Source organism: Bacillus sp. FSL R5-0443 (genome assembly GCF_038608285.1).
In the GTDB taxonomy this organism is placed as follows: domain Bacteria; phylum Bacillota; class Bacilli; order Bacillales; family Bacillaceae; genus Bacillus; species Bacillus velezensis.
In genome coordinates this window covers 3,615,476-3,634,839 of sequence record NZ_CP152013.1, presented here as the reverse complement: position 1 = coordinate 3,634,839, position 19,364 = coordinate 3,615,476, and the positions used below count along the sequence as shown (strand labels likewise).

The 19,364-nt window shown below is 49.0% G+C and carries 18 protein-coding genes; 13 read left to right on the top strand and 5 right to left on the bottom strand.

The window, feature by feature from the left end:
• The first annotated feature begins 66 nt into the window (after positions 1 to 66).
• The 3 genes from NYE28_RS18335 to uvrA all read left to right on the top strand — a co-directional run bounded on the left by NYE28_RS18335 (position 67) and on the right by uvrA (position 5,345).
• The gene (locus NYE28_RS18335) at positions 67 to 303 is read left to right on the top strand and encodes a CsbA family protein (protein WP_003151438.1); all 237 of its coding nucleotides are present in this window, start codon (positions 67 to 69) and stop codon (positions 301 to 303) included.
• Between the two features lie 175 nt (positions 304 to 478).
• Entirely contained in the window at positions 479 to 2,464 is a 1,986-nt protein-coding gene (gene uvrB, locus NYE28_RS18330) for an excinuclease ABC subunit UvrB (RefSeq protein WP_341123158.1), read from the top strand.
• A 7-nt stretch (positions 2,465 to 2,471) separates the two neighbouring features.
• Positions 2,472 to 5,345, top strand: a complete 2,874-nt coding sequence (uvrA, locus tag NYE28_RS18325; RefSeq protein ID WP_020954334.1) for an excinuclease ABC subunit UvrA — start codon at positions 2,472 to 2,474, stop codon at positions 5,343 to 5,345.
• 25 nt (positions 5,346 to 5,370) lie between these two features.
• Here uvrA and NYE28_RS18320 read toward each other — a convergent pair whose 3' ends face one another.
• The gene (locus tag NYE28_RS18320; protein ID WP_012118557.1) at positions 5,371 to 5,631 is read right to left on the bottom strand and encodes a hypothetical protein; all 261 of its coding nucleotides are present in this window, start codon (positions 5,629 to 5,631) and stop codon (positions 5,371 to 5,373) included.
• 197 nt (positions 5,632 to 5,828) lie between these two features.
• Between NYE28_RS18320 and NYE28_RS18315 the strand changes: the two genes are divergently transcribed.
• The 6 genes from NYE28_RS18315 to NYE28_RS18290 all read left to right on the top strand — a co-directional run bounded on the left by NYE28_RS18315 (position 5,829) and on the right by NYE28_RS18290 (position 12,541).
• A complete protein-coding gene (locus NYE28_RS18315) occupies positions 5,829 to 6,155 on the top strand; it encodes a hypothetical protein (RefSeq protein WP_003151444.1) in 327 nt (108 codons plus the stop codon).
• Between the two features lie 24 nt (positions 6,156 to 6,179).
• Positions 6,180 to 7,277: a DUF4097 domain-containing protein gene (locus NYE28_RS18310; RefSeq protein WP_007614045.1), complete on the top strand. Its 1,098-nt coding sequence runs from the start codon at positions 6,180 to 6,182 to the stop codon at positions 7,275 to 7,277.
• Between the two features lie 4 nt (positions 7,278 to 7,281).
• Positions 7,282 to 7,476: a PspC domain-containing protein gene (locus NYE28_RS18305; RefSeq protein WP_003151448.1), complete on the top strand. Its 195-nt coding sequence runs from the start codon at positions 7,282 to 7,284 to the stop codon at positions 7,474 to 7,476.
• Entirely contained in the window at positions 7,477 to 7,836 is a 360-nt protein-coding gene (locus tag NYE28_RS18300) for a phage holin family protein (protein ID WP_007407446.1), read from the top strand.
• A 93-nt stretch (positions 7,837 to 7,929) separates the two neighbouring features.
• The gene (locus NYE28_RS18295) at positions 7,930 to 11,799 is read left to right on the top strand and encodes a metallophosphoesterase (RefSeq protein ID WP_342490202.1); all 3,870 of its coding nucleotides are present in this window, start codon (positions 7,930 to 7,932) and stop codon (positions 11,797 to 11,799) included.
• A gap of 166 nt (positions 11,800 to 11,965) precedes the next feature.
• Entirely contained in the window at positions 11,966 to 12,541 is a 576-nt protein-coding gene (locus NYE28_RS18290) for a TetR/AcrR family transcriptional regulator (RefSeq protein ID WP_029973519.1), read from the top strand.
• A 144-nt stretch (positions 12,542 to 12,685) separates the two neighbouring features.
• On the opposite strand, the gene NYE28_RS18285 is transcribed toward NYE28_RS18290, so the two are convergent.
• The 3 genes from NYE28_RS18285 to nagA are packed head-to-tail and all read right to left on the bottom strand — an operon-like array spanning position 12,686 to position 15,343.
• On the bottom strand, positions 12,686 to 13,417 hold the full coding sequence (locus tag NYE28_RS18285) for a GntR family transcriptional regulator (protein WP_012118554.1): 732 nt from the start codon (positions 13,415 to 13,417) through the stop codon (positions 12,686 to 12,688).
• A 13-nt stretch (positions 13,418 to 13,430) separates the two neighbouring features.
• A complete protein-coding gene (gene nagB / locus NYE28_RS18280) occupies positions 13,431 to 14,156 on the bottom strand; it encodes a glucosamine-6-phosphate deaminase (protein WP_007407442.1) in 726 nt (241 codons plus the stop codon).
• Complete coding sequence (nagA, locus tag NYE28_RS18275; protein WP_059367727.1) at positions 14,153 to 15,343, bottom strand: N-acetylglucosamine-6-phosphate deacetylase; 1,191 nt, start codon at positions 15,341 to 15,343, stop codon at positions 14,153 to 14,155. Before nagA ends, nagB begins: the two co-directional genes overlap by 4 nt.
• Before the next feature lie 169 nt (positions 15,344 to 15,512).
• Between nagA and hprK the strand changes: the two genes are divergently transcribed.
• From hprK to NYE28_RS18255, 4 genes are read left to right on the top strand one after another with little or no spacing between them, the layout of a single operon-like run.
• On the top strand, positions 15,513 to 16,445 hold the full coding sequence (gene hprK / locus NYE28_RS18270) for an HPr(Ser) kinase/phosphatase (RefSeq protein WP_003151456.1): 933 nt from the start codon (positions 15,513 to 15,515) through the stop codon (positions 16,443 to 16,445).
• 14 nt (positions 16,446 to 16,459) lie between these two features.
• Positions 16,460 to 17,275 carry a prolipoprotein diacylglyceryl transferase gene (gene lgt / locus NYE28_RS18265; RefSeq protein ID WP_012118551.1) on the top strand — a complete coding sequence of 272 codons (816 nt, stop codon included), beginning with the start codon at positions 16,460 to 16,462 and terminating at the stop codon, positions 17,273 to 17,275.
• A 25-nt stretch (positions 17,276 to 17,300) separates the two neighbouring features.
• Positions 17,301 to 17,951 carry a pyrophosphatase PpaX gene (gene ppaX / locus NYE28_RS18260; protein ID WP_043020609.1) on the top strand — a complete coding sequence of 217 codons (651 nt, stop codon included), beginning with the start codon at positions 17,301 to 17,303 and terminating at the stop codon, positions 17,949 to 17,951.
• Positions 17,952 to 17,954: 3 nt separating this feature from the next.
• On the top strand, positions 17,955 to 18,470 hold the full coding sequence (locus tag NYE28_RS18255) for an acyltransferase (protein WP_337681160.1): 516 nt from the start codon (positions 17,955 to 17,957) through the stop codon (positions 18,468 to 18,470).
• Positions 18,471 to 18,490: 20 nt separating this feature from the next.
• On the opposite strand, the gene NYE28_RS18250 is transcribed toward NYE28_RS18255, so the two are convergent.
• Positions 18,491 to 19,216, bottom strand: a complete 726-nt coding sequence (locus NYE28_RS18250) for a C39 family peptidase (RefSeq protein WP_012118548.1) — start codon at positions 19,214 to 19,216, stop codon at positions 18,491 to 18,493.
• Positions 19,217 to 19,364 lie beyond the last annotated feature (148 nt).

The window sequence follows — 19,364 nt, the reverse complement described above, 5'->3', positions numbered from 1 at the left end:
CGATTGTCCGATTCTTCATTTTTTACTATAATCAGATGAGATGAAGAATTCCCGAGGAGGGTTTTTGTGATTACAAAAGCCGTTTTTGCATTATGTTTCCCTTTTATGCTGGTCGTCCTTTTTACGCGCGTCACGTTTAACCACTATGTGGCGATCGCTCTCACAGCCGCACTGCTTTTCGCATCCTATTTAAAGGGTTACACCGAAACGTATTTTATCGTTGGATTGGATGTCGTATCGCTGGTGGCCGGAGGGCTGTACATGGCCAAAAAAGAAGCAGACAAAAAGAAAGACAATGCCTGACATGGTGAATATGAAATAGAATGCCTGCTTTTACGCCATAAAAGCAGGTTTTTTATACAAAAATTGACTTGGTAAAAATAAACCATCGAACTTTAGTTCGTATTTTTAGTGATTTTGCCCGTCATTGTGTTACTATATCAATAGGAAGATTTCGTAAAGAAACGGAGGCTTTTTTGTGAAAGATCGTTTTGAGTTAGTCTCGAAATATCAGCCCCAGGGAGATCAGCCGCAAGCGATTGAGAAGCTTGTCAAAGGCATACAGGAAGGCAGAAAACACCAGACTCTCCTGGGTGCGACAGGGACGGGCAAAACCTTTACCGTGTCCAATCTGATTAAAGAAGTGAATAAACCGACACTGGTCATTGCCCATAACAAAACCCTTGCCGGACAGCTGTACAGCGAGTTTAAGGAGTTTTTCCCGAACAACGCTGTCGAATATTTTGTCAGCTATTACGATTACTATCAGCCGGAGGCGTACGTGCCTCAAACGGATACTTTTATAGAGAAAGACGCAAGCATTAATGATGAAATTGATAAACTGAGACACTCCGCGACATCCTCTCTGTTTGAACGGAGAGATGTCATTATTATCGCAAGTGTGTCATGCATATACGGTCTCGGTTCGCCTGAAGAATACCGGGAGATGGTTGTGTCGCTCAGACCGGAAATGGAGATTGAGCGGAACGAGCTGCTGAGAAAGCTTGTGGATATCCAGTATGCCCGCAATGATATCGACTTTCAGCGCGGGACGTTCCGCGTGCGCGGAGACGTTGTGGAAATCTTCCCGGCTTCCCGTGACGAACATTGTATCAGAGTGGAATTTTTCGGAGATGAAATTGAGCGGATCAGAGAGGTCGACGCTTTGACAGGAGAAATTCTCGGCGACCGTGACCATGTCGCGATTTTCCCGGCTTCCCACTTCGTCACCCGGGCGGAAAAGATGGAAAAAGCGATTCTGAATATTGAACAGGAGCTTGAGGAGCGCTTGAAAGTGATGCACGAAAACGGCAAGCTCCTTGAAGCGCAGCGGCTTGAGCAGCGGACGAGATACGATCTTGAAATGATGCGGGAAATGGGTTTTTGCTCAGGGATCGAGAACTATTCAAGACATTTGACACTCCGTCCGCCGGGCTCTACGCCATATACGCTGCTTGATTATTTTCCGGACGATTTTATGATTGTCGTTGATGAATCACATGTGACGATTCCGCAGGTGCGCGGCATGTTCAACGGTGACCAGGCGAGAAAACAGGTGCTTGTCGATCACGGGTTCCGCCTGCCGTCAGCGCTTGACAACCGTCCGCTCCGTTTCGAGGAATTTGAGAAACACATGCACAATATCGTGTACGTGTCGGCGACTCCGGGACCGTATGAAATTGAGCATACGCCGGAAATGATCGAGCAGATCATCAGACCGACGGGACTCCTCGATCCCCTCATTGACGTCCGGCCGATCGAAGGACAGATTGATGATCTGATCGGTGAGATTCAGGCGAGGATAGAACGGAATGAACGCGTTCTCGTGACGACTTTAACGAAAAAAATGTCAGAGGATCTGACCGATTATCTCAAGGAAATCGGTATCAAGGTCAATTATCTGCATTCCGAGATTAAGACGCTTGAACGGATTGAAATCATCCGTGATCTCCGCCTCGGAAAACATGATGTGTTAATCGGCATCAACCTGCTGAGGGAAGGGCTTGATATTCCGGAAGTGTCACTTGTCGCCATTCTCGATGCGGATAAAGAAGGCTTCCTCCGTTCTGAACGTTCGCTGATTCAGACGATCGGACGGGCGGCACGAAACGCGGAAGGCCGCGTCATCATGTATGCCGATAAAATCACGAATTCGATGGAAATCGCGATTAATGAAACGAAGCGCCGCCGGGAACAGCAGGAGCGCTTTAACGAAATTCACGGCATTACGCCGCAAACGATCAATAAGGAAATCCGCGATGTGATCCGCGCGACGCAGGCCGCTGAGGATAAAGAAGAATATAAAACAAAAGCCGCGCCTAAACTGGCGAAGATGACGAAGAAAGAACGCCAGAAAGTCGTTGAGCAAATGGAGCACGAAATGAAAGAAGCGGCCAGAGCGCTTGATTTCGAGCGGGCGGCAGAGTTTCGTGATTTACTGTTAGAGCTTAAAGCGGAAGGATGATGAACACATGGCAATTGACCGGATCGAGGTGAAAGGCGCAAGGGCGCACAATTTAAAAAACATTGATGTAACGATTCCGCGGGATCAGCTCGTCGTCGTGACGGGGCTGTCCGGATCGGGAAAATCATCCCTTGCCTTTGACACCATTTACGCGGAAGGACAGAGGCGGTATGTTGAATCGCTTTCTGCCTATGCGCGCCAATTTTTAGGGCAGATGGATAAGCCGGACGTTGATGCGATCGAAGGGCTTTCTCCGGCGATCAGCATTGACCAGAAAACGACAAGCCGCAATCCGCGGTCAACCGTCGGAACGGTAACGGAGATTTATGATTATCTCCGGCTGCTGTACGCGAGAGTCGGGAAACCGCACTGCCCGGAGCACGGCATTGAAATTACGTCGCAAACGATTGAACAGATGGTTGACCGGATTCTTGAATATCCGGAGCGGACGAAGCTTCAAGTGCTTGCGCCGATCATCTCAGGCAGAAAAGGCGCCCATGTCAAAGTGCTTGACCAAATCAGAAAGCAAGGTTACGTAAGGGTGCGGATTGACGGAGAAATGGCCGAGCTTTCCGACGATATTGAACTTGAAAAAAACAAAAAGCATTCCATTGAAGTAGTCATTGACCGGATCGTTGTCAAGGAAGGGGTTGCCGCCCGGCTTTCCGACTCGCTGGAAACCGCGCTCCGCTTAGGGGAAGGCCGTGTCATGATAGATGTCATCGGTCAGGAGGAGCTGATGTTCAGCGAGCATCACGCCTGTCCGCTGTGCGGTTTTTCTATCGGAGAGCTTGAACCCCGGCTGTTTTCGTTTAACAGCCCGTTCGGCGCCTGTCCGACTTGCGACGGTCTCGGTTTGAAGCTGGAAGTGGACCCTGAGCTCGTCATCCCCAATCCCGAGCTGTCATTAAAGGAACACGCCATCGCGCCGTGGACGCCGATCAGTTCACAATATTATCCGCAGCTGCTTCAGGCGGTCTGCCGCCATTACGGCATTGATATGGAGACTCCGGTCAAAGACCTGCCGAAGCATCAGCTTGATAAAGTGCTGTACGGCAGCGGCAATGAACGGATTTACTTTAAATACGAGAATGATTTCGGACAAGTGCGCGAAAATGAAATTGAATTTGAAGGTGTGCTGCGTAATATTGAGAGACGGTATAAAGAGACAAGCTCCGATTATATCCGTGAACAGATGGAGCAGTACATGTCACAGAAATCGTGCCCGACGTGCAAAGGCTACCGGCTGAAGAAAGAAGCGCTTGCCGTTTTGGTCAACGGGCGCCATATCGGAACCATTACGGAGCTTTCTGTCGGCGACGCGCTTGAATTTTTCAAAAACCTGACGCTGTCTGAGAAAGATATGCAGATTGCCGATTTAATTTTAAGAGAGATTGTAGAGCGGCTCAGCTTCTTAGATAAAGTGGGTCTTGATTATCTGACGCTGAGCCGGGCGGCGGGCACGCTGTCAGGCGGAGAAGCCCAGCGCATCAGGCTTGCGACGCAGATCGGCTCCCGTTTGTCAGGCGTCCTGTACATTCTTGATGAGCCGTCCATCGGCCTTCACCAGCGTGACAATGACCGTCTGATCAGCGCGCTGAAAAACATGAGGGATCTCGGCAACACACTGATTGTCGTGGAGCATGATGAGGATACGATGATGGCTGCCGATTATTTGATAGATATCGGTCCGGGCGCCGGCATTCACGGCGGCCGCGTCATATCGGCGGGGACGCCAGAAGAAGTGATGAATGATGCGGACTCTCTGACCGGACGCTATTTGTCAGGGGCTCAATTCATCCCGATGCCTCCGGAGAGAAGAAAGCCTGACGGCCGGTTCATTGAAATCAAAGGCGCTTCAGAAAACAACCTGAAAAAAGCGAACGCCAAATTCCCGCTCGGCACTTTTACGGCGGTGACAGGTGTGTCCGGTTCCGGAAAAAGCACGCTTGTGAATGAAATTCTGCATAAGGCGCTTGCGCAAAAGCTTCATAAAGCCAAAGCGAAACCGGGAAGCCATAAAGAAATCAAAGGCCTCGACCACCTTGATAAGGTGATCGACATCGACCAGGCGCCGATCGGCCGGACACCGAGATCAAACCCGGCAACTTATACGGGCGTGTTTGATGATATCCGCGATGTATTCGCGCAGACAAATGAAGCAAAGGTGCGCGGCTATAAAAAAGGCCGGTTCAGTTTTAATGTAAAAGGCGGGCGCTGTGAGGCCTGCCGCGGCGACGGCATCATCAAAATTGAGATGCATTTCCTTCCTGACGTGTACGTCCCGTGTGAAGTGTGCCACGGCAAACGTTACAACCGGGAGACGCTGGAGGTCACATACAAAGGAAAAAGCATTTCTGACGTTCTGGATATGACGGTGGAAGATGCTCTGTCTTTCTTTGAAAATATCCCGAAAATCAAACGCAAGCTTCAAACGCTTGCCGATGTCGGACTCGGGTATGTGACGCTCGGCCAGCCGGCGACGACGCTGTCAGGCGGAGAAGCGCAGCGCGTTAAGCTCGCTTCCGAACTGCATAAGCGATCCACCGGCCGGACGCTGTATATTCTGGACGAACCGACGACAGGCCTCCACGTTGATGATATCGCAAGGCTTTTGGTTGTGCTTCAAAGACTCGTCGATAACGGTGATACCGTTTTGGTCATTGAACACAATCTCGACATCATTAAAACGGCGGACTACATCGTAGACCTGGGACCTGAAGGCGGAGCGGGCGGCGGCACGATCGTAGCCTCCGGGACGCCTGAAGAAGTTGTCGAAGTGAAAGAATCATATACGGGCCGCTATCTGAAACCGGTAATGGAACGTGATAAAAAACGGATGAAAACATTGCTGGCTGAAAAAGAAACGGCAGCCACATAATAGATCAATAAAAACAGCCCAAAACTCACCGGTTTTGGGCTGTTGTGTTACAGGCTTTTTTCTGTTGGGGAAGCTGTTTGCTTAAATGCATTAAGTCCTGCAGAATATGGGTGCTGCTGCTGTCCAGCAGCACTTTTATATATTGGATATCATGGGAAATGGGAAGAGGGGCTGCTTTGATCTGTTCCAATTCAGCCAGCATTTCGCTGTTCATTCTTTTCTGTTCGCGAATTAAATTTCGCAGACTCTCTTCCGTTACTTGGGCGTTTTCGGGATCTTTCTCCATTTGTATGTCCTCCTTGCATACGGTCAGGCTTTGTTACATATTGTAATCGGTTCGGGGAAAAGATTCTATAGTGAAATCTCTGAAATCAAAAATTACGTATAACGAAGCATGTCCTTAGCATGAAAATGAAACCCGCCCATTCGTCATACGTATGTATAAGGAAGGGTTTTTACATCAAGGCACAGGGAGTGTTTTTATTGAACCGAAATCAAGCGATTATCGCATCAATCTGTTATTTCAGCGTGTTTCTCGCGCCGCTCATTCTTCCGATTGTGGCTTACTTTGTCGTCGATGAAAAAGAGACGAAGCGGCATGCCATGCGAGCTCTGATTTCCCATATCATTCCGTTTGCGGGATTGCTGATTGTGACCGCGGGTGTTGTCGGCGGATTGATTACGGCTCAGGGGGAGAGTATGGTGCCCGTTTTTGTTATGATAACAGGAGCAGCTGTTTATTTTCTGATCCTCATCGGAATGGTCATTTGGAATATCGTGCAGGGAATTAAGGTGTTACGCCAGGTGTAAGAAAAGTCGGGGGAGGAGTTTTGTATGAAACAGGAGAAAGAACGGATTTTAAAGCTTGTGGAAGACGGCATGCTGACGGCGCAGGAAGCACTGACGCTCATTGAAAAACTGGATCATGAATATAAAGAAAAAGAAGAGCAGATCACCGCATTATCTGCGGAGGTCCAGGAACCTGCGGAAGATTTCGAAAGCGGGGCAAAAGGAAGCCAAAAGCCGTCGCTCGGGGCGAAGCTGTTCGACTGGATTGATTCTGCCGTCAAAAAAGTGAAGGAAGCGGATCTTGATCTGAATTTCGGCCACGCACACGAAGTGCAGCATATTTTTCAATTTAAAGACAGTGAATTCTCGGCCATTGATATGCAGATCGCAAACGGCAGCGTCAATATCGTGCCGTGGGCGGATGAAGATATCAGAGCGGAGTGCCAGGCGAAAGTGTACCGGGCGGACAGTCAGGAGGCGGCGCGCACCGCATTTCTTCAGCACATTGAGTGTGAAGTGAAGGGCAATAAGTTTTTTGTCCGCACGGAAAAGAAAACGATGAAAACCAATGTCACGCTTTATGTTCCCCAGAAAGAGTACGATAAGATAAGAGTGAAGCTGTTTAACGGACCGATCAGAGGGGAACATTTACATGTAAAAGAATTCTCGGCGAAAACGACAAACGGCGTTCTGTCATTCTCTCATTTGACGGCTGATAAAGCGTCGGCGGAAACGGCTAACGGACAAATCAAGCTGGCCGGACATCAATGCGGCGCGATTGAAGCGGAAACGATCAACGGCTTGATTGATTTGCGCGGATCGAGTGAATCCATTGACGTTCAAAGCTTTAACGGCAATATCATGCTTACCGTGACAGCGCCGCACTGCCGCTCCATCTACACGAAAACGACGACGGGAAACGTGGATATCGCTCTGCCTGATGATTCGGCGGTGAAAGCGGAGCTGAAAAGCAATCTCGGCTCTCTCAGCCATGAGCTGATTGATGCGGAAATTTTAAAGGAAAAGAATGATACCATTCAAAAAGAACTGATGCTGGCATCAAATCAAGGCCATGATCAGCATCTCTCGATTTTCTCAGAATCGTTAACAGGAGCCATTAAGCTCAAGCATACTCAGAGGTGATTGGATGAAAAGACTTTACCGTTCAGAAAAAAACCGTAAAATCGCCGGCGTCGTCGGCGGTTTGGCGGAGTACATCAATATGGATGCGTCGCTTTTGCGCATTATAACCGTTGTATTAGCGCTTGTCACGAGCGGAATCGTGCCGATTGTATATATTATCTGGTGTTTTGTTGTACCTTTAGAAGGAGATTTGAAATAAATGATCAAATGGGCAGTCAGCATTTTAGTAAATGCTTTATTATTAATCGTTATCGCGGGATATTTTGATTCCGTCCATATCAGCAGTATCGGAGCGGCTGTCATCGCCAGTGTGATTCTTTCTGTGTTAAATGTGCTGATCAAGCCGATCATCGTCATATTGACATTGCCCGTCACGGTTGTGACCCTCGGCCTCTTTCTGTTTGTCATCAACGCCATTACGTTAATGATGACCGCAGCCTTGATGGGAGACAGCTTTCAGATTGATGGGTTCGGCACCGCCATTTGGGCATCCGTCGTGCTGTCCGTTTTCCACTTGCTGATCCAAAAAGGCATATTGGAGCCGCTTAGAAAAAGGTAAAAAACGAGCTGTCCCGAGAGGGCAGCTTTTTTATGTGTGATTTACATAAGCGGCAGCCTCCTGACGCAACATAATGCATAGGGAGGTAATGAGATGAAACTTGTGATGACGCTCTTTTTTCTGATTGGTTTGCTTTGTGTGAGTCCTTCTGCGGATGCGGCGCGCAAAGAATCGGCAATCCCCGTGAATCAGCAGGAATTCGGACAGCCGCCTCATTACATACCGCTTCTGGAGAATCCTCCCGAAATCGAAGTAAAGGCGGAAATGAAAAGAAACCTGTTCATACAGGCTCATGTACGGAATGCTGACTATCAAGCGTTTTCGGCGTTTCTTTTTTATAAACAAAGCAATGAGCTGGGGTTTAAAATGGTGCCGATGGAGCCCGCGCCAGGCGCAATCCGGCTGTTTACGGCCCAGGTTTCAAAACGGGATATCTGGAATGGAGAATTGGAATATTACCTCGTTTTCACCAACGGCAGACAGCGGGCGGAATCGGAGAAAAAGCGGCTGAAGCTGGACGGCTATCAAGCCGATTTGAATCATATTCCCGAGCTGATGATTACGGAGCTTGCGGTTGATACGAAAAATGAAGACGGCGCTGATGCCTATGAATTTATCGAGGTGTATAACACGACGGACAGGCCCATTCATTTTAAAGACTATCACATCCGCTACCGCTATCCGAAGGAAGGGCCGGAATCAGACATGATATGGAGGCCGAAAGAAGATACCGTCATTCCGTCAGGCGGGACTTACGTGTTTTGGCTGAGACGCGCCGCATCAGAACTGACGATAGATGATTTCAACCGCTATTACAGGACACGCCTGAAGGAGGGAGAACATCTCGCCGTCATCGAAGGGACGGACGGAATGTCCAACGGCCGCCCGCGTACGGTGGTGCTGTCGGCAAATACCGGAAAGGGTATCGCCTCAGCGCATTACCGGAAACACGCTTTCCGCCGGCTGACTTCTTTGCTGTACAAATATCCGCTGAACGGAACGGGAGAATTGCTGAGGATCTCCACGAGCGAGCATAAGCCGTCACCGGGCTCTGTTTTTCAGGCGCAGATCCCGCAGCAGAAAAGGGTGATCAAACCTGACAAGGAAAAACCGGTCATCGAAGACCTTACAGACAGAAAGCCCGTCCGGCCCGCTGAAAGCATTGAATTAAAGGCTGACATAAAAGACAAAAACCTTGTCAAAACAGCCGTGTTTTATTACCGGACCAATGAGAAAAAACCATTCAAACGAATTCTGGCCGAAAAAGACCGCAACGACAGCTTATACCATCACATTCTTTATTCCCCGGAACTGCTCGGTCAGGATCAGCTTGAGTATTATATCGCAGCCAGTGATGGAGAAAATGAAGCAAAAACGCCCGTCAAGATGATTGACATTGAACAGACGAGCAAATCACACGGACTCAGAATGAATGTTGAACCCGAAGATACGATATCCGGCACCTATCTGCTCAAAGCGACTTCCGACGTCAGCGCCGATAAGATCAAGCTGTGGATTGACGGCAAGCGGCAGGAGACCCGGCCGGCGCTGGAAAAAGAGGTCTATTTCGCCTTCGATGCCCGGAAAACGAATCTTTATTTTCAAAACACCGTCATAATGGAAAATGAGGTGCTGCACATTTTTGACGATCCGTCTCACCGCTACAGAACGCACTCGGTTCTCCTTCCGGAACGTCTGCTGCAAAAAGGGGGCAAAACGCAGAAAGTATCCATCCGTTCGGGCTCAAAGGTTTCTCCGTATGACACGGGAGAGAATCGGGATGACTTTGTCGTGAAACATGCCCGTCTGGTGCTTTCGGACGGAACGGTGATCAAAGACGGGAAGACGGATCCGGCTGAGCAGCTGTTTATCGGTGACGGCAGGCGGGCGAATCAGCAGAAGACCTTCTCATTCAGCCTGCCGGATCATTTGTTTACGTCACGGCTGCTGCCGTGGAACACGGCGAAGCTTTCTGAAGGGTATCACCATATTTTTGTTAGCGACGGTGAGGAGCAGCTGAGCCAATCTGTGCGGGTGGACAATACGGGGCCGAAGATTGTCCCGGGTATCAAAGAAGGCGCGGCGCTGAAAGGTAATGTTGAGCTGAATGCGGACATCCGTGACAAATGGAGCAAAGTGGAAGAGGTCAAAGCGTTTTTGGACGGAGAAAGCATTACGCTCCCGCATCACACGTCATCAGCCGATCTCAAGCCCGGAAAACATACCCTTACCATTATTGCGGCAGACCTTGCCGGAAATGAAACAAGGTCCGTCCGCACCTTCCATATCAAACGGGAGGAGCCGAACCAGCCGGAGCTTGCCGATCAAAAAATCGGCGCCCACAAAGCAAAGCTGTCCGTCCGGGTAAAAGACCCGACGAAGGATGACATGAATGTATCATTTTATCGCGGCTTCCGTTATACCGCGCGGAATCCGGGCAGCGTGAAAGTGTATAAACACGCCTCATTAACGGAACCGCCGAGGGGCATAAAAGAAAATGAAATGCCGTTTACCCTGCCGGAAATGAACCGCATCTCGGCAAATGACGGAAAAACCGTTTCGGCGGAAAGTATGGAGCGTTTTCCTTATCACCGGTTCGAAGTCTCCGTTGACCCGTCTATCGACGAAACGGATCTGGCCGAGGCGGTCTGGAAAGGAAGCTCTCTGCCCGGCCGAAAGGTAACCATGTATATTTGGAATTACCGGACAAGCCGCTGGCAGGAGGCGGACAGCGTTCTTGCCAAAGATAAAAAGCCGTTTACATTAAAAGCAGCCGTTTCCGCAGCGGATGTGGTGAAGAACTCAAAAATGAATGTCATCGTGCAGGATCAAATACCGGCGAAAGGCAATTACACGTTTGTCTGGATGTCGGATACACAGTATTACGCACAAGGGCACCCGCACATTTTTGACAAAATGACGGAGTGGATCAAAGAAAATAAGGAAAAGCACAATATTAAATATGTCTTTCATACCGGTGATATCGTCGATGATTCAATGGTGATGAAACAGTGGAAAAACGCCGATCACTCCATGCGGACGCTTGACAAGGCGGGAATTCCGTACGGAGTGCTTGCAGGCAATCACGACGTCGGCCATAAAGACGGCACATACCGAACATTCGGGGATTTCTTCGGGAGCCGCCGGTTTGAACAGAACATGCATTACGGCGGATCATACAAAAATAACCGCGGGCATTATGATCTGCTGTCGGCAAGCGGGAACGATTTTATTATGATTTATATGGGCTGGGGCATTGCGGAACAAGAGATTGACTGGATCAATCAAGTGCTGAAGAGGTATCCGGACCGAACCGCCATCTTATGCTTTCATGAGTACTTGCTTGTGAGCGGAAATCGAAGCCCGATCGGGGAGACGATCTATCGAAAAGTCGTCAAGCCGAATCGCAATGTGGCGATGGTATTAAGCGGCCATTACCATAACGCCATGAAAAAAACCGATGCGCTTGACGATGACAGGGACGGAAAACCGGACCGCCTCGTCCACCAGATTCTGACCGACTACCAGGACGGTCCGGAAGGGGGGCAGGGCTTTATGCGCATGATGCAATTCGATCAGGCCGCCAATCAGGTTCACATGTTCTCCTACTCGCCGTACACGGATGACATCAATTACTATGACACCGATCTGTTCGCTGATAAAGACGAATTCTCAGCAGAAATGGATTTACAGCCGAAGAGGAAAAGGGTAGCGACCGATTATTTTGAATGCAACGTCTATACGAACGAACTGCTCGGTCATAAAAAACACGTAAAAAGCGGAAAAACCGCAAATTGGGTCTGGGACGGCCTGCAGCCTGATTCCGTTTATTACTGGTACACCGTTGTTAAGGACCCTTACAACGGCAAAACAATATCACCGCTGTGGATGTTCAGAACGGGAAATACGCCGTATCGCCCGGCTCCGGATCAGTTTGATTTCAGGCATGCCTCAAACCCATAACGAAAACATACAGCCTGCTGATCGCTCAGAAGAAAATCTGACGGTCAGCAGGATTTTTTCTGTGCGTAAATGGCGGCGCCCTGCTGTGATAAGTGCTTTTGACTTTTTTATGTCCCTTTTCTATACTAAAATCGATTGGTTTTCGTAATATGCAGGAGGAAACATAATGAACAGTAAAACCGGGACAAAAGAAAGAATTATTCAAACCTCTGCATATCTTTTTCAGATTCAGGGATACCATGCGACTGGTTTGAATCAAATTATAAAAGAGAGCGGAGCACCCAGGGGGTCTGTGTATCATCACTTTCCAAACGGAAAAGCAGAACTCGCCATTGCGGCGATCAAATATACGGGAAGATGCGTTGAAAAGCAAATACAGAATAGTATGTCTCAATTCGCGGACCCTGTAGAAGCGATTCAGCACTTTATTCATGTAACGGCTGAACAGTTTAATGATCCGCAGAATATTGAGGGCGTGCCGGTTGGATTGCTGGCGGGTGAGACCGCTCTGATCAATGAAACGTTAAGATGCACATGTGTTGAGGTGTTCAAGAAGTGGACGGATGTGTTTGCGGCAAAATTTCTTGAGCATGGGTTTGAACAAGAGGAAGCGGAGAAGCTCGGGGTGACAATCAACTCGATGATTGAAGGCGCAATCATGTTTTCACTGGCTCATAAAAACAAAGAACCGCTGCTGCTGATTTCAAAGCAGGTTCCGTATATTGTCCAAAACAGAGGGTAGCATTTTATTACTCTTTTCTTTATAAAAATAGATACCAGAACCCCAGCCTCTCCGTTTTGACAGAGTCATAGAGAATATTCCCCGGCTTGATTTGAAAATGGCAGATCAAAAAAACATCTCCAACCCGTAACGGTTGGAGATGTTTCATTTCACCCTGTCCATATAGTGCACGAATGTGTAGCGGTCGCCTCTGTAGGCGGATTTGACGTGCTCAAAGGCAGTGCCGTCCTGCAGATAAGTGGTCCGCTTGATATAGAGGACGGGGGCGCCGGGCTGGATACCGAGCAGCTCAGCTTCTTCCTCGGAAGCGGCTCCCGGTTCAAGCTCTTGTTTTGCCCGTGAGATCGGCATCTGATTGTACGCTTCAATATGCTCATACATGGATGATTGAAAATGGGAGGCGTCCAGTTTTCCCGCCTTGTCAAACGGGATGTACGAGGCCTCAATCGCCATCGGGATATCATTTGCCAGCCGGACGCGGATGATTTTATGAAGCGTTGCCGGATAGCCGCATCCCAGGATAGAAGATAATTCTTCCGTCGCCTGAATCAGCTGGTATTCGGCAAGTCTGCTCCCCGGCTTCATGCCCCGGCTTCTCATATCTTCCGTAAAGCTTGTCAGCCCTTGAAGCGGCTGTTCCATCTTCAGTTTGCTGACGAACGTTCCCCGGCCTTTCTGCCTGTATAAAAATCCTTCATTCACCAGATTGGAAAGCGCCTGGCGGACCGTCATTCGGCTGATGCCGAATTGTTCGGCGTATTCCCGCTCCGACGGAAGCAGCGCATCCGCTTTCAGCTCGCCGTTTTTGATTTGTGTTTTTAATTGTTCCATAATCTGAAAGTAAATCGGAATCGGAGATTGTTTATCAATCTGCATAGGTCAAATCCTTTCAATCGCCGCCCGCAGCCTTTTCATCAATCAAGACCGTCACATCCGGATGCGCGTGCAGGGCGGAGGCGGGGAATGCTTCGCTGATGCGCCCGTCCAGAAGCTGCTTCACCGCTTGGGCCTTGCTTTTTCCGGATGCCATGATCAAAATCCGTTTGCCGGACAAAATCGTCCCGATCCCCATTGTCAGGGCTTTTACAGGGACTTGATCAATTGACGGAAAGTACCGCGCATTCGCCTGTCTTGTCTCTTCATTCAGCTCAACGACATGGGTTCGGGATTCAAATGGCGTCCCGGGTTCATTAAAGCCGATATGGCCGTTGTGTCCGATGCCTAAAAGCTGTATATCCGCTCCGCCGAGTGTTTGAATCAATCGGTCATATCGTCCGCATTCGGCATCAAGATCGTCTGCCCGTCCGTCAGGGAGAAAGTGGCGGTCCTTTCGGCTGTCGATATGTGCAAAAAAATGTGTATTCATATAATAATGATAGCTGTTTTTGTCCTCGGGAGAAAGCCCGGCGTATTCATCAAGGTTGATCGTCGTGACATTCCGGAATGACAAGTCTTCTGAGCGGTGCATCCGCACAAGTTCTTTGTATACGCCTTCAGGAGTGCCTCCCGTCGCAAGGCCGAGAACGGCATCCGGCTTTTGTTTCACTGTTTCAGCGATAATCGATGCGGCTTTTTCACTTAATTCTTCATAATGTCTGCATGTGATAACGTTCATGTCCAATCAGCCTCCCTTGAGATATATGCGGTGTTTCCGCGGCAAATCGTTGCCAGCACGCCGCACTGTCCGTCCGTCAGAACAACGTCGGCGTCTTTTCCTTCGGCGATGCTTCCTTTACGGTCGAATATGCCGAGGCGGCGGGCCGCATTTGCCGATGTCATATTTGCTATATCCAGCCATGAGCAGTTTGTAAACCTGCGCATGAGCGCCGCGCCTTCATTCATTTTTAAAATGGAACCGGCCAGCGTCCCGTCAGAGAGAAGCGCCGTGTCCCCGCGAACGGTGACTTTTTGTCCGCCGAATTCGTATTCTCCGTCCTTAAGCCCTTTTGCCCGCATGGAGTCTGTAATCATGATCAGGTTTTTGCTTCCTTTCGCCAAATAGGCAAGCTTAACGGCCAAAGGATGGGAATGAATGCCGTCGGTGATCAGCTCCGCCGTGATGCGGCCGCAGGCGAGAGCCGTACCGATGCCCCCTGGCTCACGGTGATGAAAGGAGCTCATGGCATTGAAGAGGTGCGTCATATGCACTGCCCCGGCATCCGCCGCTTTTTGTAAAAGCTCGGCTCCTGCGTCTGTGTGTCCCATTGACGGGATGATGTTTTGGTCTTTTAAATAACGGATCAGGCTGAAATCAGGATCTTCTTCCGGCGCAAGCGTCACAATTTTGATCATCCCTCCCGAGAGCCGCTCCCATTTCTGAAAGAGCCCGGCATCAGCAGGAGTAATCCATTGTTTCGGCTGTGCTCCCGCCTTTTTCGGAGAGACAAATGGTCCTTCTAAATGAATGCCGATCAACTCAGCGCCTTTTTGGGCCTGCGGTGAGGAAGACGTCCATTCTTTGGCGTTGACGAGCGCTTTTTCAATGTTTTCGTGCTGCTGTGTGATCGTTGTCGCTAGAAAAGAGGTTGTTCCTTCTTCGGGCAGCCGGGCGGACATTGTATCAAGTGCTGCAACATCAGCATCCATCGTATCCGCGCCGTATCCGCCGTGAATATGAATATCAATCATTCCGGGAAGCGCATATGAACCCTCGGGCGCCTTCCATTCCTTCTCATACGTTTCTTGCGGTCTTGTTTTCCCCGCGTAAGAAATGATGCCGTTCTTTATACCGAGAAATCCGTTTCGGATGATTTCTTCTTCTGTTACGATGTCCGCACCGCTGATTAACAAGCTTTCAGCCACTTTAAAACACGCCTTTCTGGTTAGTTGTTAGTTTTATTTTACTCCTTTTCAGACTAGTTATCTAGACCAGTTATGCCGGAATTGTATAAATCTGTTTTGGTTCAGACGGTAAAGTGATAAAATATAACTGTTCAAAGCTCGGAACATCCCAGAACAGGAGGAACATATCTTGGCAAAGGTTCGGACCAAAGACGTAATGGAGCAGTTCCATTTAGAATTGATCAGCGGAGAAGAAGGGATTAACCGCCCGATTACGATGAGTGATTTATCACGGCCCGGTATTGAAATCGCCGGTTATTTTACATATTACCCGAGAGAACGGGTGCAGCTTTTAGGAAAAACGGAGCTGTCATTTTTCGATCAGCTTCCCGAGGAAGATAAGAAACAGCGGATGAAATCGCTGTGCACCGATGTGACGCCGGCTATCATACTTTCCAGAGATATGCCGATCCCGCCGGAGCTTGTAGAAGCTTCCGAGCAAAACGGTGTGCCTGTGCTCAGATCCCCTCTGAAAACAACCAGGCTGTCAAGCAGGCTGACGAATTTTCTTGAGAGCCGTCTCGCGCCGACAACGGCCATTCACGGCGTGCTTGTGGATATATACGGCGTCGGCGTGCTCATTACGGGAAAAAGCGGCGTCGGTAAAAGTGAAACAGCGCTGGAGCTTGTCAAACGAGGCCATCGTCTTGTCGCGGATGACTGCGTTGAAATCCGGCAGGAGGATCAGGATACCCTTGTCGGGAACGCGCCTGATCTGATTGAGCATCTGCTCGAAATCAGGGGGCTCGGCATTATAAATGTCATGACGCTGTTCGGAGCGGGCGCCGTCAGAAGCAATAAAAGAATTACAATCGTCATGGACCTTGAGCTTTGGGAGCAAGGGAAACAATACGACCGTCTCGGACTTGAAGAAGAAAAAATGAAAATCATTGATACGGAAATTACAAAACTGACCATTCCCGTTCGCCCGGGGCGGAATCTCGCCGTTATTATCGAAGTTGCGGCGATGAACTTCAGATTGAAGCGGATGGGCTTAAATGCTGCCGAGCAATTTACGAATAAGCTGGCGGATGTCATTGAGGACGGCGAACAAGACGAATAGGAGTTGGCAATGATATGAATGAAGCAGGAACACCAATCAATCCGATTGCCTTTCAGCTCGGGCCATTATCCGTGCACTGGTACGGAATCATAATCGGCGCGGGCGCGTTATTAGGGCTTTGGATGGCCATGAGGGAGAGTGAAAAGCGGGGGCTGAAAAAGGACATTTTTATTGATCTTGTTCTTTTCGCCATCCCGATCGCAATCATTTGCGCAAGGGCATATTATGTGCTTTTCGAGTGGAGCTATTACTCGGAACACCCCGGGGAAATCATTAAAATTTGGAAAGGAGGCATTGCAATTCACGGCGGATTAATCGGCGCGATCGCGACGGGAATCGTCTTTTCAAAAGTAAGAGGCATCTCATTCTGGAAGCTGGCGGATATTGCCGCGCCGAGTATTCTGCTCGGCCAGGCCATCGGGCGCTGGGGGAACTTTATCAACCAAGAGGCTCACGGTGAAGCGGTCAGCCGGTCATTTTTGGAAAGTCTGCATCTTCCGGATTTCATCATTAATCAGATGTACATAGACGGACAATATTATCACCCGACGTTTTTGTATGAATCGCTGTGGAGTTTTGCGGGCGTCGTGATTCTGCTTCTGCTCCGCCGCGTGAACCTGCGCAGGGGCAATCTGTTTTTGACGTATGTGATCTGGTATTCGATCGGCAGATACTTTATTGAGGGAATGCGGACGGACAGCCTGATGCTTACGAGCCAGCTTCGGATCGCGCAGGTCATTTCCATTGTGCTGATTGTACTTGCGATTATTTTAATGATTTTCAGACGCATGAAGGGGTATGCCGATAAGCGGTATGCCGACACGGACTGACGCCTGAAATCGGAAAGGACATAAGATGACTGATAAACGTGTAACCGCCATTTTATTTGATCTCGACGGCACGCTGATTGACACGAATGAACTGATTATCGCTTCTTACCTTCATACGCTTGATCATTATTGCCCGGGGCAGTTTAAAAGGGAAGATGTGCTTCCGTTTATCGGCCCGCCTCTGTATGAAACGTTTTCAGGCATTAATGCTGAAAAGTGCGATGAGATGATCAGCATGTACAGAGCATTCAACCATGAAAAGCACGATGAGCTCGTCACGGAGTACGAAACGGTTTATGAAACGCTGGATGAATTGAAAAAAGCGGGCTATCGGCTCGGGATTGTCACCACAAAGCTGAGGGATACAGTCAATATGGGATTGAAGCTGACAGGCATCGGGGCGTTTTTCGATACTGTCGTCACGCTTGATGATGTAAAGCATCCGAAGCCTGACCCCGAGCCTGTGCGGCTTGCGCTCAGCCGGCTTGGGTGCGATCCGTCGGAAGCCATAATGGTCGGTGACAATTATCACGATGTCATGGCGGGAAAAAACGCCGGCACGAAAACAGCCGGCGTCGCGTGGACGATTAAAGGCGCACAGACGCTTTCCGCCTATGAACCAGATTATATGCTCGAGAAAATGAGTGATTTATTGCACATCACCGGAGTGAAGTAATCCGTGAGAAAAACAGACCGCCATCCGATTTCAGGTGCAAATTCATTGTGGCATGTTTATCAGACGGTTCCCTTTCTGAAGGTGATGAAAAATTTCATCATCATTCAGATCGCAAGGTATACGCCGTTTTTAAGCGTGAAAAACTGGCTGTACCGAACCTTTTTGAAAATGAATGTCGGAAAACAGACGTCATTCGCGCTGATGGTGATGCCGGATATCATGTTTCCCGAAAAAATCACTGTCGGAAAAAACAGTATCATCGGCTACAATACGACGATTTTGGCTCATGAATATTTAATACATGAGTACCGGACCGGTTTTGTCACAATCGGTGACGAGGTGATGATCGGGGCAAACACAACCATTCTGCCCGGCGTCACCATCGGGAGCGGAGCCGTTGTATCAGCCGGCACGCTGGTGCACATAGATGTCCCGGCCGGGGCGTTTGTCGGAGGAAATCCGATGCAGGTGATCTATACGGCCGAAGAAATGAAAGAACGAATGGGAAAACCCCGCTGATTAACGTCAGCGGGGTTTTTTTATGACTTGATCACAATGGCCTGGCTGCCCATCTGCTTCCAGGCTTTTTCAAAGTCAGACCGATCTGTTTTTCTGTTTTTATAGCCGTAAGGATCATTGACGTATACATAATCGTGATCATAACCGGTGACGGCTACGCTATGCATGCTGAACGTAACGTCGATCTTTCCGTTCGGCGTATTCCAAGTCTGCATATTATCAACCGGCTTAAAGGATGTGGTGGTAATCACCCAGACCGGCCGCCCTTTTTCAAGCTGGCGGTACACTGAAGAAATGTCTTTTCCCGTCAGATCGTATACTTTGTTTCCCGCATATTCTTTGGCGAGTTTATCAATCGGCTCATGATAAACGCCTAAACCCGGGCCGTTTTCCATATCTCCGGCAAATCCTTCATTCGGATCTCCCTTCAGCCCGCTGCTGTATGTGAGCGGAACTTTATTGATTTTATCCGCCAATGTATTTTTTGACACATGATATCCGGCATTATTCAAAATCATGGCAAGGCTTGTCACCTCACAGCCATTGTACAGTCTGGGTGAATCCATCTGTCTGTACAGAACGACATTCAGAGGTGACGCGCTCCCTTTTAACGGTGTTTTCTCATCAGGCTCGTCGGACTGCTGATTGAAAAAATTCAAATGAATATCGTTTGTATAGATGTTATATCCCAGATAGACAAGGACGGCTGTCAGAATCAGCACACATAATGTTCCAAGCGTCTTCATTATCAATTCTTCTCCCTTGTTTCTGTTGAAGCTATTCTATGTATTATAGCACTTCTGCTCAATATGATTCGATCGTTCCGATATGTTTACAGGTTTGTTCATTCTTTAGCCATGTTTATGGAAAAGAATAGGCGGACATTGGGCGTTG